Here is a 21,432-nt window from a genome sequence, read left to right as displayed (position 1 = left end):
GCATAGCGCAGGCAGCCTATGATGCTTACGAACGAAAGAGGGGAGTTTGTCCCATGAAAACAGGTCTCGTGGTTACGGCCCATCCGGGTGATTTCGTCTGGCGCGCCGGTGGCGCCATCGCGCTGCATGCGAAGAAGGGCTATCGCATGAAGATCGTCTGCATGTCCTTCGGCGAGCGGGGCGAAAGCCAGTTCGCCTGGAAGGAAAAGGGCGCGACGCTGGAATCGGTCAAGGCCGGTCGCAAGGACGAGGCGGAGCGGGCGGCAAAGCTGCTCGGCGCCGAGATCGAGTTCTTCGACTGCGGCGACTATCCGCTGAAGCTGACCGAGGCGCATTTCGACCGCATGGTCGACATCTACCGCGAGCTCAATCCGAGCTTCGTGCTGACGCACGCGCTGGAAGATCCCTATAATTTCGACCATCCGAATGCGGCGCATTTCGCGCAGGAGACCCGCGTGGTGGCGCAGGCGATGGGCCACAAGCCCGGCGCGCAGTACCAATATTCGGCGCCGCCGGTGTTCCTGTTCGAGCCGCACCAGCCCGAGCAGTGCAACTACAAGCCGGACCTGCTTCTCAAGATCGACGACGTCTGGAAGGAGAAGTACGAGGCATTCCAGATCCTCGCTGCACAAAAACATCTCTGGGGCTATTACGAGCGCGTGGCGCTCAACCGCGGCATCCAGGGCAGCCGCAACACCGGCGTTCCCATGACCTATGGCGAGGCCTATCAACGCCTGTTCCCGACGGTCGCGGAGGTGCTGGCATGAAGCCGGTCGTCGTTCGCAACATCAAGCGTGCCGATCCCGCCGGCATGGCGGAATACGGTGTCTCGACCGTGCACGAGGCCTACGGCCGCCTGGGTTTGATGAAGCCGTATTTGCGTCCCGTCTGGCCGGGCGCGGCGATTGCGGGTCCCGCCGTCACCGTGCTGGCGCAGCCCGGCGACAATTGGATGATCCACGTCGCGGTCGAGCAGTGCAGGAAGGGCGACATTCTCGTCGTCGGCTGCACCACCGACAATACCGACGGGATGTTCGGCGAGCTGCTCGCGACTTCGCTCCAGGCGCGCGGCGTGCAGGGGCTGATCATCGATGCCGGTTGCCGCGACGTCAGAGCGCTGCACGAGATGAAGTTTCCGGTGTGGTCGCGCGCGGTCTCGGCCAAGGGCACTGTGAAGGCGACGCTGGGCTCGGTCAACGTGCCCGTGGTCTGCGCCGGCGTCAACGTCGATCCCGGTGATATCGTCGTGGCCGATGACGATGGCGTGGTGGTGGTGCCGAAGCGCTACGCCGCCGAGGTCGCGGAGAAGGCGAAGAAGCGCAACGCCGATGAGGGCGGCAAGCGCACGCGGCTCGGCTCGGGCGAGCTTGGCCTCGACATGTACAGCATGCGCGAGGCGCTGGCGAAAGCCGGGCTCGTCTATGTCGACAATCCCGAGGACGTCTGAGCGGGATAGGAGAAGCGGAGCGGGCAGATGGATCGTCTCAAGCTGAAGGCCGTGCTCGGCAGTCACCCCCATGTCATGGCGGTGAAGAGCGGCGAGCTCCGCTCCGACCTTTTCGATCTCGACTTCGTCGAGTACACGCCGACCAACACGGCGTTCAAGCCGATGGTGCGCGAGCAGGCGTTCGACGTCTGCGAGATGGCGATCGTCACCTATCTGATGGCGAAAGCGCATGGCAAGCCGCTGGTGCTGCTGCCGGCGGCCATGCTCGGCCGCTTCCAGCATTCCTACGCGCAGTATAATCCAGCGCATGGAACGCTCGGACCTTCCGATCTCGAGGGCAAGCGCGTCGGCATCCGCTCGTTCACGACCACGACAGGCGCCTGGATCAGGGGCATTCTCGCCAACGACTACGGCGTCAATCTCGACAAGATACGCTGGGTGACGTTCGAGGACCCGCATGTCGCCGAATATGTCGACACCACCGAACGCGCGCCAAAGGAGAAGAAAATCCTCCAGATGCTCATCGACGGCGAGCTTGATGCTGTCCTCGGCGAAACCTCGAACGATCCCAAGCTAAAACCGCTGTTTCCCGATCCGGCCGCCGAAGCCGCCAGATGGTACGCGCGCCGCGGCGTCGTGCCCGTCAATCATTACGTGGTCGTGACCGAGACGCTCGCGAGATCGCGTCCCGATGTGGTCGCCGGCGTCTATGATCTCCTCAAGCGGAATAAGGACCAGTTGGGGCCCGCGGCAACGCCCGATATGGTTCCGTTCGGAGTTGAGGCGAACAGAAAGCCGTTGGAGCTGATCGTCGACTACGCATTCCAGCAGGCGCTGATCCCGCGCCGCTATGCCGTCGAGGAGCTCTTCGACGAAACGACACGAGGATTGAACTGATGGCGGATCCGAAACGATGGCAGATCGGGCTGGTCGGCTTCGGCGAGGTCGGCAGGATTCTGGCCGAGGATTTGCGCCAGCAGGACATCAAGGTCGCCGCTTACGACATCAAGCTCGGAGGCGAGCAGGGCGCTTCGCTGAAAGAACACGCGGCGAAATTCGGTGTCGAGCTGGCGGCTTCTCATGCTGAGCTGACCGCGAAATCCGATTTCATCATCTCCGCAGTTACTGCCAGCCAGGCCGTGCCGGTGGCAAAAGCCTGCGCTGGTGCGATCAACCAGGGCACCTGGTTCCTCGATTTCAATTCGGCTTCCCCGGGGGCCAAGCAGCGCGCCGCCGCGCTGATCGACGGCGCCGATGGCCGCTACGTCGAGGGCGCGGTGATGACCTCGGTGCCGCCCTATCGCATCAAGGTGCCGCTCCTGCTCGGTGGTCCCGGCGCGAGGGAGCTCGAGCCGCTGCTGAACGCGATCGGCTTTGCCGCAAAGGTTGCCAGCGAAAAGCTCGGCGTGTCTTCGGCCGTAAAAATGTGCCGCAGCATCATGATCAAGGGCCTCGAGGCCATGGTCATCGAGAGTTTCACCACGGCGCGTGCCTATGGTGTCGAGGATGCCGTGCTGGCGTCGCTGACGGAGACATTCCCCGCGATCAATTGGGAGAAGCAGGGCGCCTATTTCTTCCAGCGCGTAATCGAGCACGGCCGCCGCCGTGCCGAGGAGGTCCGCGAGGTCGCCGAGACCGTGCGCGAGGCGGGGCTGACGCCGTGGTCGGCGCAGGGCACCGCCGAACGACAGGCCTGGGTGGCCGATCTCGCCGATGAAGGCCTGTTCGGACCCAAGGGAACGAAAGAGTTTGCCCGCAGCGCCGATTGGCGCACCGAGGCGGATCGCATTCTGGCGAAGATCAAGCGCTAATGTCGCGCGTGCGCGTTCAGCTCAGAATCCTGCTGCCGTCGCGATAGCCCGAAATCTCGTCGCGTGCGAGCTCGATCAAGTCGATCAGGCTCCTGGCTTTGCGGGCGACGTCCGTGGTGCGCTCGGTGCGAAACTCGGCGAGGATCATGCGAATGCACTTGTCGGCGGTATCGAGCGTCCACAGTGCGTGGGCCATGTCGTCCTGCGTGTGGATCGCCGATATGTCGAGGCCGGACAGGACCTCGCCGATGCCAGTCAGTCGCTTGACGGCCGTTTCGGCAGGTGTTCTGGCCCGAATGGAATGATAATCAATACTGCTGAATGCGCTGAACATATCAATACTTCCCCATTGAACGCAGATGGTCAGGGCGCGCCTCGCAGTATGACGCGCGTCGTCCGCCGTGCAATGCGCAGGGCTACGGACCGGGATTCTACCGGACTCGGGGAACTGGCAAGGTGAGCGGTATCATCGGACGGAAAAGGCCCGATCGTCAGCCGCGTTTCCCGACAATCTTACCGTTGGATGCCACGAGCTTGCCTTCCTTGTAGACGGAGCGCCCCTGTGGCACCGCGACGACGGCCTCGGGAACATGCTCGGCGTTCAGCGTGACGAAATCCGCCCTGGCGCCGACGCGCAGGCCATAACCCTCGAGTCGCAGCGCCTTGGCACCGGCCTCCGTGACGACATCGAACGCCACGCGCAGCTCTTCATCGATGTTGAAGCCCGAACGATAGCCAAGCGTCGTCGCCCGGCGCAGCATGTCGCCGTCGCCATAGGGCCACCAGGAATCGCGGATGTTGTCATTGCCACTGAACACGGTCACGCCGGCGTTGCGTAGCGCAAGGATCGGCGGAAAGGGCCGTGCGCCCGGTGCGTTCGTCATGATCGCGACGCCGGAACGGGCGAGTATGTCGGCGATCTTCTTGATCTGCTCGGCCGGGATGTCGCCGAGCCCGTAGGCGTGGCTGATCGCGACATGGCCTTCCATGCCGAGGGCGCGTGTGCGCGCCGCGATCTGCTCGATCTCGAACGCGCCCAGTGTGCCCGTGTCGTGCAGGTGAATGTCGACGTCGACGCCATGCTTGCTGGCGACGCCGAACACCACGTCGAGGTGTTTCTCCACATCGCGGTCGAAGCTGGCGGGATCGAGTCCGCCGACGAGGTTCGCGCCAAGCCCGATGGCGTCGTCGAGCAATTGCGGTGTGCCCTGGCTCGCCAAAATGCCGCTCTGGGGAAAGGCGACGAGCTGGATGTCGATCAGGCCCTTGTATTCCTCGCGCACGCGCAAGATCGTTTCGAGCGATGTCAGGCCAACCGAGCCGTCGACCATGACGTGGCTGCGCATCTGCGTGGTGCCGTGTGCGATGCAGAGATCGAGCTGGTTGCGCGCGCGCACATCCATCGGTGCGGCCTCGGCGATGTTCTGGGCCTGGAAGGCCACGCGCTCATGCACGTCGAATCCGTCAGTGCAGGGTTTATGCGGGCGCCAGGCATCGCCGTAGAAGCTGGTGTCGAGATGGATGTGGCCTTCGACGAATCCGGGAACGACGAGAGCATTGCCAAGGTCGATCGTCTCGGTGCCGGTCGCAGGCTCGTCAGCAGGCGTGATCGCGGCGATACGGCCGTCCCTAACCGCGATGTGATGTCGTGACCCGCCGTCGAAGCGGGCGTTGAAGAAGATCTTGTCGAAGGCCATCCGGTACTTCCGTTGGTTTAATTCTGCGGCTTGAACAGCGTCGGCCGCTGCCGCTCAAATGTCTGCCGGCCGCCCTTGAAGCCCATCACAATATCCGGCAGCTCGGCGATGGCGAAGCGGCTGTCCTTGATGTCGAGCACGACGAGGTCGGCGGGCTTGCCGACTTCGATGCCGTAATCCCCAAGGTTCATCAGCCGCGCCGGCAATTCGGTGACGAGATCGAGGCAGGTGTCGAAGTCGCTGACGGCGGCGTGAGCGACATTGGCGTAGAAGTTTGCCATCCGCAGCAGCGACGCATCGCCGAACGGCGTGAAGGGATTGAGCACGTTGTTGGTCGCAACCGAGCACACGATGCCGTCGCCCGCAAGCTTGTGGGCGAGCGTCAGCCCGCGCGGCGCGTTGTGGGTGGCCTCGCGTCCCATCAGATAGAGGTCGGTCGCCGGCAGCACGGTGACGGCGACGCCGGCTTTTGCCAGTTGCGCGGTGGCTGTCTTCAGCCGCTCCGGCGGCAACGCGGAAAGTTTGGTGGCGTGTCCGATCGCGACGCGCCCCTGATAGTTGCGCCGCTCGGTCTGCCGGCAGACTTCGTCGAGATGCCACCAGGAGGGATCGAGATCGAAGTCGAGATGGAGATCGACATCGACGCCGAATTCCTGTGCGAGATCGAAGATACGCTCGAGATGCGCGTTCGGGTCGGTGTCGGTATAGGGGCAGCCGCCGATCGCCTCACCGCCGTCGCGCAGCGCCTGTACCAGCAGCTCCTCAGCTCCGGGATCGTTGGTCAGGCCTTCCTGCGGGAAGACGCAGAGCGAGAGGTCCAGCGCCCAGGCATAATCGCGCTTGAGCGTCTTGACCGCCTCGAAGCTGCGCAGGCCGATGCGCGGATCGATCTCGACATGGGTGCGCATGTGGGTCGTGCCGTGCACGATGGCGCGCTCGAGCACCTTGGCGCCGCGCGCATAGACGTCCTCGATGCTGAAGTCGCGTTTCATCGCCGAGACGGCGCGGATGGCATCGCCGAGACTGCCGTGATTATGCCCGCAGCGGTCGAGCAGGCAGGCCTTGTCGAGATGGATGTGGGTGTCGACGAAGCCGGGCAGGGCTAGGTTGCCGCCGACATCGACCTCGACTGCCTCGCAGGCGAGCCTGGGCTCGATCGCGGCAATCCGGCCGCCTTTCACGCCGATATCGACAGGTGTGGCGGATGATCGCAACAGGGCGTTGCGGAAGATCAGGTCGAAGGCGGTCTGGGCGGTCATGCAATGAATCTTCGGGGGGGAATGAGAGCAATGGGCGAGGCTTCAGGTCGGCGGCAATGTAGCGGGGGATGTGAGCAAAATATATGCGTGCTTTCCCCGGCCTGAACGGTAGTATTTCGCGAAGTCTTCCGGGAGATGCCGCCATGTCCGTAGCCGTGAAAAGCGAAAAAGCGCCCTCGTCGGACGCCGGGATCGTCGAAGCCTATCTCACGGCCTCGATGATTCCCGATCCCGATGCCGCCGCAGCCTACATGAAGCCGGGTACGGTGATCACCTTCACCGGCGGCCGCGAGTTCGACCACCCACGCGGGCCGACCGGCTTCAACGCCAAGCGCTATCGCTGGGTCAAGAAGAAGATGGACCGCTTCGACGTCTGCCCCGGCGCGGATGAGACCGTCGTCTACAGCGTCGGCACGCTCTATGGAGAGTGGATGGACGGCACGCCGTTCGATGGCAACCGCTATGTCGACCGCTTCGTCGTCCGCGGCGGGCAGATCGTCAAGATGGATGTCTGGAACGACAGCGCCGAGCGCATCCTGGTGCAGCGAGGCATCGACGCGTAGGGGCCGTCATATCGAAAGCCGCGATAGCTGATAGACGCAGGCTGGTCTGGCGGCAAGCCGGTGCCTGCGCTATCAACCGTTCGGCTGCGCCCGGCACGGAGGCGCAAAGCCCCCTTGAGGAGCCCCCAATGCGTCTTCCCACCATTGTCATGGCAGCTCTCTTGGCCGTCACATGTCTTGCGGGCGCGGCGTCAGCCGAAGACTTGTCGGGCACGCTCCAGAAGGTCAAGGAGACCAAGAAGATCACGCTCGGCTATCAGGAGGCGTCGGTTCCCTTCAGCTATCTGGACGGAAACCAGAAGCCGGTCGGCTTTGCCATGGATATCTGCCTCAAGATCGTCGACGCCGTGAAGAAGCAGCTCGGCATGCCCGATATCGCCGTCGACTATCTCGCCGTGACCTCGTCGAACCGCATTCCCCTGATGGTCAACGGCACGCTCGACCTGCATTGCTCGGCGACCACCAACAACGCCGACCGCCAGAAGCAGGTCGCGTTCACCAACACGCATTTTCTCAGCGCGACCCGATTTGCGGCCAAGAAGGCGGCGAAGATCAACACCATCGACGATCTCAAGGGCAAGGCGGTCACCGCGGTTGCAGGATCGGTCAACCTGAACCAGCTCGCCAAGGTCAATACCGAGCGCAATCTCGGCATCAAAATAATGCCGGCCGTGGATCAGGCCGAGGCGTTCCTGCTGCTCGAGACCGACCGCGCGCAGGCCTATGCACTCGACGACGTGCAGCTCGCGGTCGCGATCGCGCGCTCAAAAGAGCCGGCGCTGTTCATGATCAGCGAGGAGACGTTCTCGAAGGCCGAACCCTTCGGGATCATGTTGCGGCGGGAAGATGCCCCGTTCAAAGCGCTGGCTGATCGCGCGACCGCAGAGCTCTACGCAAGCCCGGAGATCGAGGTGCTCTACAGGACGTGGCTGGAGTCCCCGACGCCGCCGAATGGCCTCAACTATAACGTCCCGATGTCGGCGGCGTTGCGCAACGCCTTCAAGAAGCCGAGCTCGAGCTTCGATCCGGATGTCTACGTGGTGAACTGAGGCGAGGGCGCTAGCGCGCTCGCGGCGTATCGAGCAATGGGCCGGCGAGCGCTGCGCCGATGGCCGCGATCGCCGCCATCGCCAGAGCCCAGACCACGAACAGCCGATGCCCAATCAGCGCGCCGCTGACGAGCGGAGCGCAGATATTCGCGCCTGACATCAGCGACTGGTTGAGGCCCATGATCATGCCCTGGCGGTTGATCGCGGTCGAGCGCGACAATTCCGCCGTCAGCGTGCTGCGGGCAAACATAGTGCCGACGATGATCAGCGTCAGGTCAACCGCGAGCAGCTTGATGTTGCTGCCGGCCGCAAGGCCGGCAAATCCAAGCCCCATGCAGCCGAACGCCATGATCACAATGCTGCGGTCGGAGGCGATCAGGTTTGCGCGCGTGATCAACAGGCCCTGGACCACCATGTTGATGAATCCGGCATAGGCGAACATCCAGCCGAGCTCGCGCGCGCCGAAAGGATGGCCGTCCCACGAGAACCGTGCCGCCAGGAACAGGCCGATCTGCGACAGGAACATCGAGTTGACGAAGAAGAACACGATCAGCAGCCCCAGCAACCGCCAGGCGTAGCGCATCCCGAGCAGGCTGCGCGTCAGCGTCGGCTCGGGCACCCGATGCTGGTAGAGCGGCTCAGACGCCGGATGATCTGGCGGCAGGAGTGCGATCGTCGCCAAAATGCTGATCAGGGAGAGGGCGGCCGCGGCCCACACCGGGGCGGTCTGGCCGTAATGCACGAGGAAGCCCGAGAGCGCGGGGCCGAGCAGCAGTCCGGTTCCAATCGCGCCGCTGGTCATGCCGAGCGCCTGCTTGCGCGTCGCCGGCGCGCTGTGCTCGGCGGCATAAGCATGAGCGACCGAGATGTTGCCGGATGTCAGGCCGTCGATGATGCGCGCCAGAAACACCAGCGGCAGGCTGCCCGCGAGCGCGAGCAGGACAAATCCGATCAAGGTTCCGATCTGGCTTACGACCAGGACCTTCCGCCGGCCATAGCGGTCCGAGAGGATGCCGACCACCGGGCCAGCGATGAGCTGGCAGACGGCGTAAACCGAGATCAGCGCACCGATCAGGAAAGGTGTGGCGCCGAGCCGCTGCGAATAGAACGGCAGCAGCGGCAGGATGATCCCCATCCCGGTCGCATCCACGGCGACGACGACGAAGGTCGGGACAAGCGCCAGCGCGCCTTCGCCCGCGGTCCCCTCCCGTGCCTCTGTCGCGGAACCCGGGCCCATACCGTGCTGTCCTCGTTCGCTTTTTCGTGATCAATCGAGCTATGCGAGATATATAGTTGCAGCCTATTAGTTTGTGTCCTATCTAATTTGCATGGCTCCGTCGCAAGCTCATATCCACGCCGAGATCGGCCGGCTCATCGCGCGCCTGGCCCGTGTCTGGCGCCGCGAGTCGGATCAGGCGCTATCCGATCACGGCCTGTCCTATGCGACCGCGATCCCGCTGCTGGTGCTGTCGCGCCAGGGCGAGAATGTCCGCCAGGGCGTGCTCGCCGACGAGCTCGGCATCGAAGGGCCGTCGCTTGTGCGGCTGATCGATCTTCTTCAAGCCGAAGGGCTGGTGGAGCGCCGCGAGGATCCGACCGACCGCCGTGCCAAAACGCTACATTTGACGAAGGCGGGCGAGTCCAAGGTCGAGGAGACCAACCGCGTGCTGCGGCGGGTGCGGGCAAGCCTGCTGAAGGATATCGCGCCAGAGGAACTTGCGATAACCTTCGAGACGCTCCAGCGCATCGAGCAGCGGGCCAGTCGCCTGCATGAAGCCAAGACATTTGCCAAGACGTCTCCAGAGGCGAAATAGTCATGCGTGCGGAAGAGCCGTTTCTGGTCCGTCACGCGGACCTGATTTTCGCGTTGAAGACGTTTGCGGCGTCAATGCTGGCGCTCGTCATTGCGCTCGCCATGGACCTGCCGCGGCCCTATTGGGCGATGGCCACCGTCTACATCACATCGCAGCCGCTCGCAGGCGCCACCAGCTCGAAAGCGTTCTTCCGCGTGATGGGGACGCTGGTCGGCGCGACGATGACGGTGGCGCTGGTGCCGAACCTGATCAATGCGCCCGAACTCCTGTGCCTCGCCATCGCGCTCTGGGTCGGGCTCTGCCTCTATCTGTCGCTGCTCGACGGCACGCCGCGTAGCTATGTCTTCATGCTGGCGGGATACACGGTTGCGCTGATCGGCTTTCCCTCGGTGTCCGAGCCCGGGGTGATCTTCGACACCGCAGTTGCGCGCGTCGAGGAGATCTCGCTTGGCATCATCTGCGCCAGCCTGGTCTCGACCATCGTGTTTCCCCGCAGCGTCGCGCCTGCGGTCGCCGGCCGCGTCGACAGCTGGCTGTCGGATGCGCGGCGTCTCAGCCAGGTCGTGTTGCTGCGCGAGGGCACCAACGAGACCCGCCGCACCAAGCGCCTCAAGCTTGCGACCGACATCGTCGAGATCGACACGCTCTCCACCCATCTCGCCTATGACCGGCTGAGCGATCGCAACGCCGTGAGTGGTCTTGGCGAAATCCGGCTGCGCATGCTGATGCTGCTGCCGGTGATTGCCTCGCTCGAGGACCGGCTGGCCGCGCTCGGCGAGGAGGCCTTGCGGCGGCATCCCGAACTGAAGCGGCTCCTCGAGGATCTCGCGCAATGGATCGTGAGCGACGTCAGTGCCCGGCAGCCGGCCGACCGCATCCGCGCCACGATTACGGAGCAGCAAGCGGTCCTTGATGACAGCGCCTCCTGGGAGCGGATCATCACCACCAGCATGTTGTCGCGGCTGCGCGAACTCGTCGATCTCTCCCGTGATTGCCGCGTGCTGACCGAGGCGATCGCCGAAGGTCGCAATATTTCCGTTGGTGATCTCGCGTTTCATTCCGAGGCCGGCGCCGCGCCCGTGCGTCACCGGGACAGCGGCCTTGCGCTGTGGTCGGCGGCCGGTGCGGCGATCGCCATCCTGATCTGCTGCGCGTTCTGGATCGGAACCGGCTGGCCGGACGGCGCGTCGGCGCCGATGATGGCGGCGGTCGCCTGTTCGTTCTTCGCTGCCCAGGACGAGCCCGCGCGCTTCATCCGCAGCTTCGGTCTGTGGTCTCTGGTCGCCATCGTCGTCGTCGCGATCTATTTGTTCGCGCTGGTGCCAGCGATCTCCCATATCGAGGTTCTGGTCGTCGCGCTGGCACCGACCTTCCTGCTTTATGGTTTCCTGATCGCACGGCCGGCAACGGCGGGGACCGGCATGGCGCTCGCGGCCAACACCGCGACGCTGCTTGCGCTGCAATCGACCTACATCGCGGATTTTGCATCCTACGCCAATTCAGCAGTCGCCTTCTTCGTCGGCGTCGTGATCGCAGAGATCGTGACACGGATCGCGCGTGGGGTCGGCGCCGAGTGGATTGCCAATCGGCTGGTGCTGTCGAGCTGGATCACGATTGCGGTGGCCGCCGAACGGCGCGGCAAGCGCGATCGCGCGGAGTTCGCCGGCCTCATGCTGCATCGACTTGGGCTGCTCGTGCAGCGCATCGCGTTCCTCTCGGAGAGCGATCGCCGCGACGCCGACAGCCTCGTCCAGCTCCGGATCGGGATCAATATCATTGACCTCCGCCGTGCCCGCTATGGGCTCGCAGCATCGACCATTTCCCTCATCGACGACATGCTGGATCAACTGGCCATCGCTTGCCGGAGCTACGCCGGTGGCGGGATGCCGGCGGAGTTGTTGCGGCATGTCGACCTCGCGCTGGCCCAGGCCGTCAAGGACCCCAATGACAGCGCGCGCGAGGACGCCTTGATCGGCCTCGTCGGTATCCGCCGCGGCCTGTTTCCGGACGCGCCTGCCTACCGGCCGCGCGCAGGCGAGAGTGTTGCAGCATGAGATATCAGATCGACATCTACGGCGTGCTCGTGCCGGCGCTCCTGCTCTGGATCATCGTCGCCTATGCGCTGAGCGCCTTGCTTCGCCGGCTGATGCAGCGTTTCGACCTCTACCGGCTGGTCTGGCATCGCGCGTTGTTCGATTTCGCGATTTTCATCTGCATCCTGGGCGTCGTCGTCTATCTCTCGGAGTATCTCGCATGAAAGGAAATTTCGCCTGGCTTGGCCGCCTCGCGCTGACCGCCCTTGTCGTCGTCGCCGCGCTTGGCGTCGGTCGAGAGCTGTGGGTCTATTATATGGAGCAGCCCTGGACGCGCGACGGCCGCGTGCGCGCCGACGTGGTCCAGGTTGCGCCCGACGTGTCCGGCTTCGTTACGGAGGTGCTGGTCAAGGACAACCAGAAGGTCCATCGCGGCGACGTGCTGTTCCGGATCGATCGCGAGCGTTTTGCACTGGCGTTGCGGCAGGCCGACGCGTCAGTGGCTGGCCATCAGGCCACGCTTGATCAGGCCAATGCCGATTTGAAGCGGTACAGCGCGCTGACGACGGATGCTGTCTCGCAGCAGAAGCAGGAGCAGGTGCTGGCGACCCAGCTCCAGGCCAAGGCGGCCTTTGATGCGGCCGTGGCCGACCGCGCGGTGGCCCAGCTCAACCTCGACCGCAGCGAGGTCCACGCTTCCGTGAATGGCGTGATCACCAACATGGATCTGCGCCCCGGCGCGTATGTCACGGCCGGCAAGGGCGTGATGGCGCTGGTGGATAGCGACACGCTGCACGTCGAGGGTTATTTCGAGGAGACTAAACTGGCGCGCATCCGTATCGGCGACAAGGTGCAGATCCGCTTGATGGGCGAGAAGCTCACGCTCACGGGCCGTGTCGAGAGCATCGCCGCCGGCATCGAGGACCGCGACCGCGCCGAAGGCGCCAGCATGCTGGCCAACGTCAATCCGACCTTCAGCTGGGTGCGGCTGGCACAGCGTGTGCCCGTGCGCATTGCGCTGGATCCTGTTCCTGACGGCATGGCGCTGGTCGCCGGCCGCTCGGCGACAGTGGAGGTTTTGAATTAGGCAAGCGACCTAGGCGTTGGAGTACTTCTTCAGCTCCAGGCGCGCGATCTGGTTCCGGTGCACCTCGTCCGGTCCGTCGGCGAGGCGCAACAAACGCGCCGTCGCATAGGCCTGCGTCAAGCCAAAATCGTTCGACGTGCCGCCACCACCGTGGGCCTGGATCGCCCAGTCGATGATCTGGCAGGCCATGTTGGGCACGGCGACCTTGATCATCGCGATCTCAGCCTTCGCCACCTTGTTGCCGACCGTGTCCATTGCGTAAGCCGCGTTCAGCGTCAGCAGCCGGGCCTGCTCGATCATGATGCGGGCCTCTGCAATGCGCTCCTGCGTCACCGTCTGCTCGGAGACGGGCTTGCCGAAGGCGACGCGGCTGCGCACGCGGCGGCACATCTTTTCCAGCGTGCGTTCGGACAGCCCGATCAGCCGCATGCAGTGATGGATGCGGCCGGGGCCGAGACGCCCCTGCGCGATCTCGAAACCACGGCCTTCGCCGAGCAGCATGTTCTCCTTCGGCACACGTACATTGGTGAAGAGGACTTCCGAGGCGCGATCCGGCACGCCGTAGAAGCCGAACACGGGCAGGGAACGCTTCACCTCGACACCCGGCGTGTCCATCGGCACCAGGATCATGGATTGCTGCTTGTGGCGGTCCGCATTGTCCGGATCGGTCTTGCCCATGAAGATGCAGATCTTGCAGCGCGGATCGGTCGCATTCGTCGTGTACCATTTGCGCCCGTTGATGACGTAATGGTCGCCGTCGCGCACGATCGAGCTTTCGATGTTGGTTGCATCCGACGAGGCGACCGCCGGCTCGGTCATGGCGAAGCAGGAACGGATCTCGCCCGCGAGCAGCGGCTTCAGCCAGCGCTCCTTGTCCTTGTCCGTGCCGTAGCGCTCCAGCACCTCCATGTTGCCGGTGTCGGGCGCCGAACAGTTGAATACCTCTGGTGCAAGATGCGAGCGGCCCATGACCTCGCAGAGCGGCGCATATTCGAGATTGGTGAGACCTGCGCCGTGACTGGACTCCGGCAGGAACAGGTTCCAGAGGCCCTCGGCGCGGGCGAGCGGCTTCAGCTCCTCGACGACGGGATAGACCTTCCATGGCCCGAGCTCTTCGGCCTCGCGATAGAACCGCTCCTCGTTCGGATAGATGTGCCGATCCATGAAACTTTCGAGCTTGCGCTTGAGCTCGACGACTTTTGGCGACATCGGGTAGAGCATCTCGGTCTCCTTGATCGCGGCCGGGTCTATGCGATTTCGAGATAGTCCGGGCCGGGCAGTTTCGGGAACGGCGCCGTCGGCAATGTCTGATACCAGAATGCGACCGAAGCGATATCGTCCTGCAGCGGAATGTATTTTGCTTCCCTGACGCCGGGCAGCCAGCCCAGCGCCTGGATTGTCACGCGCAGATCGCTCTGGAAGCGCACGGGATCGGGGATGTGCCAGCGGTACATGCCGAAGCGCTGCTGCGACTTGTAGACACCGTCGGGGCGGATCACCTGCGGCAGGCCGGCATAGGGCGTGGTGAATTCCTGGTAGCGCGACTGCTGTGCCGGACCCTGCCCGGAATGCGCGACATAAGGATCGAAATTGTAGGCGCCGCAAAAATAGTCCTCGGTGCCGGTGCCGCAGATGGTCGGGAACTCACCGTCGCCGTCGATGAAGAACTTGATCTCGCCTTCGCCCCACCAGCCATTGTTGTTGACGCCCCAGGCCATGTAGGTGCCCACATACTGGCCGCGCCCGCTGACGCCTTCGAGGATGGTGTAGACGTCCTTGTAGGGCAGCGGGTTGGTGCGGCGGAATTGCGCATGGAAATAGGCGCAGTCCTCGGGCACGTCGGTCAGGGTGTAGTTGATCTGGTAGTAGACGGTGAGCTGCTCCTCGCTGCGGTTCTCCAGTGTGAACCGCGCACGCTTGCGGAACGGCATTTCCCAGTAGCAGTTGAAGGCGCGGCCGGGATTGACGCAGACCGCGAGCGAGGACACCTGCGCGAACTCTTCCCATCCGCAGGCGAAGAAATCGCCGGCCGGGCATTCGACGCTCGGCAGCGTTTGGTCGTCCCAGTAGACGCGCAGGATCGAATGGCGCAGCCGCCCGCGCGCGAGCGTCATCCAGATCTGCTGGATCGCGCCCTGGCCCTCGATGTCGGCGAGGGTGAAGGTTGTGCCGGGCTCGATGACGACATAGGGCGAGACCTTCCATCCCTGTCCGAGATCACGGGCCTGGCGCGCGGCCGGGCCGTCGACGGACATGCCGCCCTTGCCCTTGTCGCCGGTAAAGTTCTCGGGGCTGATCGAGCGCGTTTGCGCATTCGACAGGCGCGAGAGATTGCCGAGATGCAGGCCCAATCCGGAAAACGCCATGGTGTCCTCGATAAGGGGTTAGCGACGTCCCGATATATCGCCTCCGAATCTACCAAAAGATGAAGATGATCGCGCACGGACGAGGTCCTCGCGCGATCCCGCGGCGGCTTATGCGACCCGATACTCCCTGAACTTCTCGCGCAGCGCCGATTTAAGCACCTTGCCGGTGCCGGTCATGGGAAACTCGTCCAGGAACTCGACCGCGTCAGGCATCCACCAGCTCGCGATCTTCGGGCGCATGTGATCGAGCAGGGTCTTGCCGTCGACGGTCGCACCCTTCTTGCGGACGACGAGGAGGAGCGGGCGCTCCTGCCATTTTTCGTGTGAGATCGCGACCACGGCGGCTTGCAGCACGTCGGGATGGGACAGCGCGATGTCCTCGAGCTGGATCGAGGAGATCCATTCGCCGCCGGACTTGATCACATCCTTGGAGCGGTCGGTGAGGGTGACGTGGCCCTGGGCGTCGATCACGGCCATGTCGCCCGTAATCAGCCAGCCGTCGCGGTCGAGGCCTTCCTCCAGCTTCATGTAGCCGGAGGCGACCCACGGACCGCGAGCGCGCAGATGTCCGACGCTCTTGCCGTCGCGCGGCAGCTCGCTGCCGCCGTCGTCGACGATGCGCAAACTCGTGCCGAAGCAGGCGCGGCCGGATACCTGGCGCCGGTCGAATTTTTCGGTGTCGCTGAGATGCTCCGAGCCCGGCCGCAGGCCTGGCATCGAGCACCCCAAAGCCTCCGTCATGCCCCAGGCCTGGATGTAGTCGACGTTGTAGTCGCGCTTGAGCTTTTCGACCATCGCGCGTGGCGGCGCCGAGCCCGACGACAATGTTGCGCGCAGCGTCGAAAACCTGTTCCCGGTGCGGCCGAGCCAGTCGAGCAGGATCAGCCAGAAGCTCGGCACGCCCGCCGACAGCGTCACCTTCTCGCCTTCGAGCAATTCATAGAGCTTGTCGGGTTCGTAATTGCGGCCGGGCAGCACCAGCTTTGAGCCGGTATAGGGCGCGGTGAACGGCATGTTCCAGCCATTGCCGTGGAACAGCGGTGCCATTGGCATCATCACCTCGCGCACGCCTTCCATATGCCCCGGCAGGAAGTCGAAGCTGCTGCAGGTCATGGTCTGGAGGATCGCGGCGCGGTGCGAATAGATCACGCCCTTCGGATTGCCCGTCGTGCCCGACGTGTAGCAAATGGTGGAGGCGGATTTCTCGTCGAACAGCGGCCAGGCGAAGCCTTCATCGTTTTCTTTTTCCAGCAGCTCCTCGTAGCAATACGCGTTCGCAAGCTTGGTCTCCGGCATCCGCTCGCGCGATGACATGATCACGTAAGCCTCGATCGTCTTCAACTGAGGCGCGATCGCCTCGACAATCTGCAGTGTGGCGCGGTCGACGAACAGGATGCGGTCTTCGGCGTGGTTGATGATGTAGGTGAGCTGCTCGGGAAACAGCCGCGGATTGACCGTATGCAGCACATAGCCCATGCCGGGCGCCGCATAGAACATCTCGAAATGACGGTGCGTGTTCCAGGCGAGCGTGCCGACGCGATCGCCGGGCTTCATGCCGAGCCGCTGCAAGGCCAGCGCCATGCGCTTGATGCGCGGATGCGCCTGCGCATAGGTGTAGCGATGGATGTCGCCCTCGATCTCGCGCGCGACGATCTCCGCTTCACCGTGATAGTCGGCGGCATACTGGATCAGGCCGCTGATCAGAAGCGGCATGTCCATCATCAATCCCTGCATGGTCTCCTCCGGATCGCCACGTCGTTGCGTGGCGCACGCTTGTGATTTGCGCGGAAGGTTAGCGGAACGCCGCGCGGCGTTCACGCAAAAAGCAGCAGACGCGATTGCGCACGACACTTTTTCAGGGCTAACTGCCGCGAGCTGCCGGCGAAGCAGCGTCCGCCGTGGAGGAGATCGATGTCAGCGGAAAGACACAAGACCGGTGCAGCCGGCGCGCCTACGCTCGACATTGCAGCCTTGCGTGCGCGCTATCGCGACGAGCGCGACCTTCGGCTACGCGCCGAAGGCAAGGCGCAATATGTCGAGGTGACCGGCGATTTCGGTCGCTATCTCGACGATCCCTGGGCCGATCCCGGTTTTGCGCGCGACGCCATCACGGAAGAGACAGAAGTACTCATCGTGGGTGGCGGCTTCGGCGGCCTGTTGTGTGGCGCGCGTCTGCGCGAGGCCGGCATCGATGATTTCCGCATCGTGGAAAAGGCCGCGGATTTCGGCGGCACCTGGTACTGGAATCGCTACCCAGGTGCTGCCTGCGATACCGAGAGCTATATCTATCTGCCGCTGCTGGAGGAGACCGGCTACATGCCCGTGCGCAAATATGCGCGGGCTCCTGAAATCTACGAGCACTCTCGCCGCATCGGCCGTCACTTCGGTCTCTATGAGCGCGCGTTGTTTCAGACGATCATCTCGCGAATGGCGTGGCAGGAGAGCGAGGGACGCTGGCTGGTCGAGACCGATCGCGGCGATCGCATCCGCGCGCGCTTTGTGATCCTTGCAGGCGGTCCGCTGAGCCGGCCGAAGCTTCCGGGCATCCCGGGCATTGAAGGTTTCAAGGGCCACAGCTTCCACACCAGCCGCTGGGACTACGCCTACACCGGCGGCACCGCCGAGGGTAGTCTCGCCGGCCTTGCGGACAAGCGGGTCGGCGTCATCGGCACCGGCGCCACCGCCGTGCAATGCGTGCCGCATCTCGGCCGCTCGGCGAAGGAGCTCTACGTCTTCCAGCGCACGCCGTCGGCGATCGGCGTGCGTGACGACCGGCCAACGGATCAATCCTGGGCGGAGAGTCTCAAGCCGGGCTGGCAACGCGAGCGGATGGACAATTTCACCGCAGTGATATCGGGCGAGCCGTTCGAACGAGACCTGGTGCAGGACGGCTGGACCGGCCTGCTCGGCGAGATACTGCTTGCGCCGCGGCGTCAGCCGCAGCCGGTGACCTCGATGGAAGAGGCGCTGAAGGTGATCGAGCAGGCCGACTATCGCAAGATGGAAGAGATCCGGGCCCGGGTCGACGCTGTTGTAAAGGACGACGTCGCCGCGGCGGCGCTCAAACCCTGGTATAAGGCGTTCTGCAAGCGGCCGTGTTTTCACGACGAATATTTGGACACTTTTAATCGTCCCAACGTGCATCTCGTCGACACCAAAGGGCAGGGCGTCGAACGTATCACGGAGAGCGCCGTCGTGGTCGACGGCAAGGCGTACGAGCTCGACTGCCTGATTTACGCCAGCGGCTTCGAGGTCGGCACCGACTACGCGCGGCGCATGGGCTTTGAGGTCTACGGCCGTGACGGCATAAGCCTGTCCGAGCGATGGCGCGACGGCGTCAAGACGATGCACGGCTTCTACAGCCGCGGCTTCCCGAACTGCTTCCTGATCGTCACGGTGCAGGCCGGCCAGAGCGCCAATTTTCCGCACATCATCGACGAGCAGTCGCAGCACATCGCCTATGTCATCGATCAGGTGCGCAAGCGTGGTGCAAGGACTTTGGAGCCAACGCCGGCCGCCGAAAGCGCCTGGGTCGACGAGGTCGTGAAAGCGGCGCTCGGCCGTCAGACCTATCTCGCCGAATGCACGCCCGGCTATTACAACAATGAGGGCGTGTTCGATCCCATCGCGGCACGGAACAGCCAGTATTGGCGCGGTCCGGTGGCGTTCCTGCGGTTGCTCGCCAAATGGCGCAAGGAGGGCAGCCTGGACGGATTGGAATTGACGTATCGGGCCGCAGAGACAAACGGGTCATGATCCCGGCTCCGTCGGGCGCAACGCGGCTTTACGTCATCGTCGGGGATCCCATCGCGCAGGTGCGTTCGCCCGCGGGCGTGTCGACTGAGTTCGCAGCGCGCGGCCATGACGGCATGCTCGTGCCCGTCCAGGTTTCCGTCGCCGATCTGCCCGATTTCCTCTCGGTCGCAACCCGGCTGAAAAATCTCGACGGCATCGTCGTGACCATCCCGCACAAGTTTGCCTGCTATCAGGCCTGTGCCAGCGCAACAGAGCGCTCGCATTTTCTCAGCACCGCAAACCTGATGCGCCGTCGTGCCGACGGCGCGTGGCACGGCGACATGGTGGATGGTCTCGGCTTCGTTGGCGCGGCGCGAGCGAAGGGGATTGATCCCCGGGGGATGCGGGCTCTTCTCGTCGGTGCAGGCGGCGCGGGCTCGGCCATCGCCCTTGCATTGGTCGAGGCGGGTGTTGCCGAGATCGCCATTCACGACAGCGCGGCCCCGCGCCGGGATACGCTCATCCGCCAGCTCAACGGGCTCGGCAAGGGGCGCGCGCGGGTCGGGACCGCCGATCCCTCGGGCTTCGATTTCGTCGCCAATGCGACGCCCGCCGGGATGCGGGATGGCGACGAGCTGCCGGTCGATGTCACGCGCCTCGCGCCGTCGGCCTATTGCGGCTGCGTGATCACCAGGCCCGAAATCTCGCCCTTTATCGCAGAAGCCCGCAAGCTCGGCTGTGTCACCGCGACCGGCACCGACATGTACCAGCAGCACCAGAGCATCATGGTGGACTTTTTGCTGGGCGCGGACGGTCGGTGATCGGGCGGTGTCAAGGGCGTTAGCTGCATCGAGTGCGCCTATCGGGGCTTGAGCGATCGTGGCTGGCGTAGGATCATGCGCCCGCGCGAGCCGGTCGCGCATCGCTCAGGAGAGGAACGCGGAATGACCAAGGGCAGGGCCGTTGCGACGGCGATGATCGGCGCGGCCACGCTGCTGCTTTCCCTGATCCCCGCCGCCCATGCCGCGCAATGCGGCAACGGGCCCGGCGGCTTCGAGGCCTGGAAGCGTGAGTTCAGCGCGGAGGCACAGGGCAAGGGCATCGGCCAGACTGCGATCTCGGCGCTGATGCAGACCAATTACGCCAGTGCCACCATTGGGGCCGACCGCAGCCAGCACAGTTTTTCGCTGTCGCTCGACCAGTTTTTGGCCAAACGCGGCGCCACCACCATCGTCGCGCGCGGCCGGTCGCTGAAGCAGTCGCAGGCCGCGCTTTTCGCCTCGATCGAGCAGCGCTATGGCGTGCCGCCGGGGCCTTTGATCGCAATCTGGGGCATGGAAACCGGTTTCGGCAGCCAGCGCGGCAACCAGAACATGCTCTCGTCGATCGCGACGCTCGCCTATGACTGCCGCCGTCCCGAATTCTTCACCGACCAGCTCTATGCGGCGCTGAAGCTGATCGACCGCGGCACGCTGTCGGGGACGACCCGGGGCTCCATGCATGGCGAGGTCGGCCAGACCCAGTTCATGCCCAAGAACATCCTGGCCTACGGCACCGGCAATCTCGAGGTCGCCGCCAACGCACTGAGCTCGACCGCGAATTTCCTGAAAGCCCATGGCTGGCGCGCGGGAGCCGGTTACCAGCCGGGCGAGCCGAACTTCGCCGCCATCGAGGCCTGGAATGCCGCCGGCGTCTACCAGAAGGCCATCGCGCTGATGGGCCGGCAGATCGACCAGGGCGGCGGGGCGGCTGCGGCGCGCTGAGGTGCTCCGCAAGGCGTGACTGGACTGCACGCGAGAAAGTTGTTGCTATCAGGAACTGACGGCACGAGGTTTGCTAAGTAGAAGTTCAGGGCTGGGCATGAGGAGACTCAACATGGCTACCCAGATCGTGATGGATCACACCGGCGATACTCGCCACGAGTTTGATCCTGGCAATGCCGAAGCGCTTGCGCGAGCAGAGCAGCGCTTTCGGGAGCTGACCGGAATAGGCTTTACGGCCGCGCTCCGAACCGGGCCCGGCGAAGTCACCCGAATCAGATCGTTCGACCCGACCGCGCACGAAACGCTGTTCTATCCCCGCCTGGTCGGCGGTTGATCTGAACTGCTCATGATCGCGGCATTCAGGCTTCGCGCGCCGGCGCGAGCGCGCCTGCACGCGCTCCGCGAACTCTACCGGCGCTTCTTCGGCGAGAACACGCCAGAGGCGCGCGGCCGCCGGCTGTTGTCTGAATGGCTGTCCGCCGAGCAGCGCGCACAATTCGAGCAGCACCGGCATTTCGACGTCGTCGGTTGCGACACCGGCAGGCGATACCGCATTCACTACGGCACGGCTGCCAACGTCCACGAGATCGACGAGGCCGGGATGGCGACGATGGGATGGTGCTTCGTCCCGTCAGGCTTTCTGGTGCCGGGCGACGTGATGCTGGCGCAAAAGATCGCGCTCGAGACCGACGAGAAGGGCGCGCTTGCGCTCGCCAACCGCTTTCCGCCGGCATCGCATTCGGAGCATTTTTACCGGCGGCCGTTCTAGCGATGAGGGCCGCTGGGAACGGCCGGTCAGTAGTGCATC

22 protein-coding genes are annotated in these 21,432 nt (G+C 64.2%); 15 read left to right on the top strand and 7 right to left on the bottom strand.

The features are described 5' to 3' along the window. Nucleotides 1-53: 53 nt before the first annotated feature. The 4 genes from ACPPVR_RS26770 to ACPPVR_RS26755 are packed head-to-tail and all read left to right on the top strand — an operon-like array spanning nucleotide 54 to nucleotide 3,258. Nucleotides 54-767, top strand: a complete 714-nt coding sequence (locus tag ACPPVR_RS26770; RefSeq protein ID WP_426609557.1) for a PIG-L deacetylase family protein — start codon at nucleotides 54-56, stop codon at nucleotides 765-767. Further along, nucleotides 764-1,447 carry a 4-carboxy-4-hydroxy-2-oxoadipate aldolase/oxaloacetate decarboxylase gene (locus ACPPVR_RS26765; RefSeq protein ID WP_426609556.1) on the top strand — a complete coding sequence of 228 codons (684 nt, stop codon included), beginning with the start codon at nucleotides 764-766 and terminating at the stop codon, nucleotides 1,445-1,447. The genes ACPPVR_RS26770 and ACPPVR_RS26765 overlap by 4 nt, the downstream gene beginning before the upstream one ends. Before the next feature lie 27 nt (nucleotides 1,448-1,474). After that, on the top strand, nucleotides 1,475-2,344 hold the full coding sequence (locus tag ACPPVR_RS26760; protein ID WP_426609555.1) for a hypothetical protein: 870 nt from the start codon (nucleotides 1,475-1,477) through the stop codon (nucleotides 2,342-2,344). Then, nucleotides 2,344-3,258 (top strand): DUF1932 domain-containing protein, encoded by a 915-nt coding sequence (locus ACPPVR_RS26755; protein WP_426609554.1) that lies wholly within the window; start codon nucleotides 2,344-2,346, stop codon nucleotides 3,256-3,258. The genes ACPPVR_RS26760 and ACPPVR_RS26755 overlap by 1 nt, the downstream gene beginning before the upstream one ends. A gap of 16 nt (nucleotides 3,259-3,274) precedes the next feature. Here the strand turns inward: ACPPVR_RS26755 and ACPPVR_RS26750 are convergent, their stop codons facing one another. The 3 genes from ACPPVR_RS26750 to ACPPVR_RS26740 form a co-directional block, all read right to left on the bottom strand. Next, entirely contained in the window at nucleotides 3,275-3,592 is a 318-nt protein-coding gene (locus ACPPVR_RS26750) for a hypothetical protein (protein ID WP_426609553.1), read from the bottom strand. Between the two features lie 157 nt (nucleotides 3,593-3,749). Beyond that, the gene (locus tag ACPPVR_RS26745; RefSeq protein ID WP_426609552.1) at nucleotides 3,750-4,955 is read right to left on the bottom strand and encodes an amidohydrolase family protein; all 1,206 of its coding nucleotides are present in this window, start codon (nucleotides 4,953-4,955) and stop codon (nucleotides 3,750-3,752) included. Nucleotides 4,956-4,972: 17 nt separating this feature from the next. Further along, nucleotides 4,973-6,214 (bottom strand): amidohydrolase family protein, encoded by a 1,242-nt coding sequence (locus ACPPVR_RS26740; RefSeq protein WP_426609551.1) that lies wholly within the window; start codon nucleotides 6,212-6,214, stop codon nucleotides 4,973-4,975. Nucleotides 6,215-6,357: 143 nt separating this feature from the next. Between ACPPVR_RS26740 and ACPPVR_RS26735 the strand changes: the two genes are divergently transcribed. Together ACPPVR_RS26735 and ACPPVR_RS26730 are read left to right on the top strand one after the other, a co-directional pair. Further along, nucleotides 6,358-6,777, top strand: coding sequence for a nuclear transport factor 2 family protein (locus ACPPVR_RS26735; RefSeq protein WP_426609550.1), 420 nt, complete (start codon nucleotides 6,358-6,360; stop codon nucleotides 6,775-6,777). Between the two features lie 128 nt (nucleotides 6,778-6,905). Further along, nucleotides 6,906-7,826 (top strand): amino acid ABC transporter substrate-binding protein, encoded by a 921-nt coding sequence (locus ACPPVR_RS26730; RefSeq protein WP_426609549.1) that lies wholly within the window; start codon nucleotides 6,906-6,908, stop codon nucleotides 7,824-7,826. A 10-nt stretch (nucleotides 7,827-7,836) separates the two neighbouring features. Here the strand turns inward: ACPPVR_RS26730 and ACPPVR_RS26725 are convergent, their stop codons facing one another. Further along, complete coding sequence (locus ACPPVR_RS26725) at nucleotides 7,837-9,063, bottom strand: MFS transporter (protein ID WP_426609548.1); 1,227 nt, start codon at nucleotides 9,061-9,063, stop codon at nucleotides 7,837-7,839. Between the two features lie 91 nt (nucleotides 9,064-9,154). Here ACPPVR_RS26725 and ACPPVR_RS26720 point away from each other — a divergent pair, with 91 nt between their 5' ends. Genes ACPPVR_RS26720 through ACPPVR_RS26705 form a run of 4 tightly spaced genes read left to right on the top strand, consistent with a single transcriptional unit; the run spans nucleotide 9,155 to nucleotide 12,760 of the window. After that, on the top strand, nucleotides 9,155-9,640 hold the full coding sequence (locus ACPPVR_RS26720; protein ID WP_426609547.1) for a MarR family winged helix-turn-helix transcriptional regulator: 486 nt from the start codon (nucleotides 9,155-9,157) through the stop codon (nucleotides 9,638-9,640). A 2-nt stretch (nucleotides 9,641-9,642) separates the two neighbouring features. Then, entirely contained in the window at nucleotides 9,643-11,694 is a 2,052-nt protein-coding gene (locus ACPPVR_RS26715; RefSeq protein ID WP_426609546.1) for an FUSC family protein, read from the top strand. Then, complete coding sequence (locus ACPPVR_RS26710; RefSeq protein WP_426609545.1) at nucleotides 11,691-11,897, top strand: DUF1656 domain-containing protein; 207 nt, start codon at nucleotides 11,691-11,693, stop codon at nucleotides 11,895-11,897. The genes ACPPVR_RS26715 and ACPPVR_RS26710 overlap by 4 nt, the downstream gene beginning before the upstream one ends. Then, on the top strand, nucleotides 11,894-12,760 hold the full coding sequence (locus ACPPVR_RS26705) for an efflux RND transporter periplasmic adaptor subunit (protein WP_426609544.1): 867 nt from the start codon (nucleotides 11,894-11,896) through the stop codon (nucleotides 12,758-12,760). The genes ACPPVR_RS26710 and ACPPVR_RS26705 overlap by 4 nt, the downstream gene beginning before the upstream one ends. A gap of 9 nt (nucleotides 12,761-12,769) precedes the next feature. Here ACPPVR_RS26705 and ACPPVR_RS26700 read toward each other — a convergent pair whose 3' ends face one another. From ACPPVR_RS26700 to ACPPVR_RS26690, 3 genes are all read right to left on the bottom strand, one after another. Continuing rightward, entirely contained in the window at nucleotides 12,770-13,981 is a 1,212-nt protein-coding gene (locus ACPPVR_RS26700; protein ID WP_426609543.1) for an acyl-CoA dehydrogenase family protein, read from the bottom strand. 26 nt (nucleotides 13,982-14,007) lie between these two features. Further along, on the bottom strand, nucleotides 14,008-15,126 hold the full coding sequence (locus ACPPVR_RS26695; protein WP_426609542.1) for a glycoside hydrolase family 172 protein: 1,119 nt from the start codon (nucleotides 15,124-15,126) through the stop codon (nucleotides 14,008-14,010). 108 nt (nucleotides 15,127-15,234) lie between these two features. Next, complete coding sequence (locus ACPPVR_RS26690) at nucleotides 15,235-16,860, bottom strand: long-chain fatty acid--CoA ligase (RefSeq protein WP_426609541.1); 1,626 nt, start codon at nucleotides 16,858-16,860, stop codon at nucleotides 15,235-15,237. A 177-nt stretch (nucleotides 16,861-17,037) separates the two neighbouring features. Here ACPPVR_RS26690 and ACPPVR_RS26685 point away from each other — a divergent pair, with 177 nt between their 5' ends. The 5 genes from ACPPVR_RS26685 to ACPPVR_RS26665 all read left to right on the top strand — a co-directional run bounded on the left by ACPPVR_RS26685 (nucleotide 17,038) and on the right by ACPPVR_RS26665 (nucleotide 21,393). Then, nucleotides 17,038-18,882 carry a flavin-containing monooxygenase gene (locus ACPPVR_RS26685; RefSeq protein WP_426609540.1) on the top strand — a complete coding sequence of 615 codons (1,845 nt, stop codon included), beginning with the start codon at nucleotides 17,038-17,040 and terminating at the stop codon, nucleotides 18,880-18,882. Continuing rightward, nucleotides 18,879-19,682, top strand: a complete 804-nt coding sequence (locus ACPPVR_RS26680) for a shikimate dehydrogenase family protein (protein WP_426609539.1) — start codon at nucleotides 18,879-18,881, stop codon at nucleotides 19,680-19,682. Before ACPPVR_RS26685 ends, ACPPVR_RS26680 begins: the two co-directional genes overlap by 4 nt. 123 nt (nucleotides 19,683-19,805) lie before the next feature. Continuing rightward, complete coding sequence (locus ACPPVR_RS26675; protein ID WP_426609538.1) at nucleotides 19,806-20,624, top strand: lytic murein transglycosylase; 819 nt, start codon at nucleotides 19,806-19,808, stop codon at nucleotides 20,622-20,624. 112 nt (nucleotides 20,625-20,736) lie between these two features. Continuing rightward, the gene (locus ACPPVR_RS26670; RefSeq protein WP_426609537.1) at nucleotides 20,737-20,958 is read left to right on the top strand and encodes a hypothetical protein; all 222 of its coding nucleotides are present in this window, start codon (nucleotides 20,737-20,739) and stop codon (nucleotides 20,956-20,958) included. A gap of 12 nt (nucleotides 20,959-20,970) precedes the next feature. Continuing rightward, entirely contained in the window at nucleotides 20,971-21,393 is a 423-nt protein-coding gene (locus ACPPVR_RS26665; RefSeq protein ID WP_426609536.1) for a hypothetical protein, read from the top strand. Nucleotides 21,394-21,432: the final 39 nt, after the last annotated feature.

The organism is Bradyrhizobium sp. McL0616 (genome assembly GCF_049993385.1).
Taxonomy (GTDB): Bacteria; Pseudomonadota; Alphaproteobacteria; order Rhizobiales; family Xanthobacteraceae; genus Bradyrhizobium.
This window is presented reverse-complemented; position numbering and strand designations above follow the sequence as displayed.

Coding starts and splice junctions, on each gene's coding strand:
- ACPPVR_RS26725 (WP_426609548.1), bottom strand. CDS start 9,063: ATGGGCCCGGGTTCCGCGACAGAGGCACGGGAGGGGACCGCGGGCGAA.
- ACPPVR_RS26770 (WP_426609557.1), top strand. CDS start 54: ATGAAAACAGGTCTCGTGGTTACGGCCCATCCGGGTGATTTCGTCTGG.
- ACPPVR_RS26755 (WP_426609554.1), top strand. CDS start 2,344: ATGGCGGATCCGAAACGATGGCAGATCGGGCTGGTCGGCTTCGGCGAG.
- ACPPVR_RS26750 (WP_426609553.1), bottom strand. CDS start 3,592: ATGTTCAGCGCATTCAGCAGTATTGATTATCATTCCATTCGGGCCAGA.
- ACPPVR_RS26715 (WP_426609546.1), top strand. CDS start 9,643: ATGCGTGCGGAAGAGCCGTTTCTGGTCCGTCACGCGGACCTGATTTTC.
- ACPPVR_RS26665 (WP_426609536.1), top strand. CDS start 20,971: ATGATCGCGGCATTCAGGCTTCGCGCGCCGGCGCGAGCGCGCCTGCAC.
- ACPPVR_RS26670 (WP_426609537.1), top strand. CDS start 20,737: ATGGCTACCCAGATCGTGATGGATCACACCGGCGATACTCGCCACGAG.
- ACPPVR_RS26680 (WP_426609539.1), top strand. CDS start 18,879: ATGATCCCGGCTCCGTCGGGCGCAACGCGGCTTTACGTCATCGTCGGG.
- ACPPVR_RS26675 (WP_426609538.1), top strand. CDS start 19,806: ATGACCAAGGGCAGGGCCGTTGCGACGGCGATGATCGGCGCGGCCACG.
- ACPPVR_RS26685 (WP_426609540.1), top strand. CDS start 17,038: ATGTCAGCGGAAAGACACAAGACCGGTGCAGCCGGCGCGCCTACGCTC.
- ACPPVR_RS26730 (WP_426609549.1), top strand. CDS start 6,906: ATGCGTCTTCCCACCATTGTCATGGCAGCTCTCTTGGCCGTCACATGT.
- ACPPVR_RS26705 (WP_426609544.1), top strand. CDS start 11,894: ATGAAAGGAAATTTCGCCTGGCTTGGCCGCCTCGCGCTGACCGCCCTT.
- ACPPVR_RS26695 (WP_426609542.1), bottom strand. CDS start 15,126: ATGGCGTTTTCCGGATTGGGCCTGCATCTCGGCAATCTCTCGCGCCTG.
- ACPPVR_RS26735 (WP_426609550.1), top strand. CDS start 6,358: ATGTCCGTAGCCGTGAAAAGCGAAAAAGCGCCCTCGTCGGACGCCGGG.
- ACPPVR_RS26700 (WP_426609543.1), bottom strand. CDS start 13,981: ATGCTCTACCCGATGTCGCCAAAAGTCGTCGAGCTCAAGCGCAAGCTC.
- ACPPVR_RS26740 (WP_426609551.1), bottom strand. CDS start 6,214: ATGACCGCCCAGACCGCCTTCGACCTGATCTTCCGCAACGCCCTGTTG.
- ACPPVR_RS26710 (WP_426609545.1), top strand. CDS start 11,691: ATGAGATATCAGATCGACATCTACGGCGTGCTCGTGCCGGCGCTCCTG.
- ACPPVR_RS26745 (WP_426609552.1), bottom strand. CDS start 4,955: ATGGCCTTCGACAAGATCTTCTTCAACGCCCGCTTCGACGGCGGGTCA.
- ACPPVR_RS26760 (WP_426609555.1), top strand. CDS start 1,475: ATGGATCGTCTCAAGCTGAAGGCCGTGCTCGGCAGTCACCCCCATGTC.
- ACPPVR_RS26690 (WP_426609541.1), bottom strand. CDS start 16,860: ATGCAGGGATTGATGATGGACATGCCGCTTCTGATCAGCGGCCTGATC.
- ACPPVR_RS26720 (WP_426609547.1), top strand. CDS start 9,155: ATGGCTCCGTCGCAAGCTCATATCCACGCCGAGATCGGCCGGCTCATC.
- ACPPVR_RS26765 (WP_426609556.1), top strand. CDS start 764: ATGAAGCCGGTCGTCGTTCGCAACATCAAGCGTGCCGATCCCGCCGGC.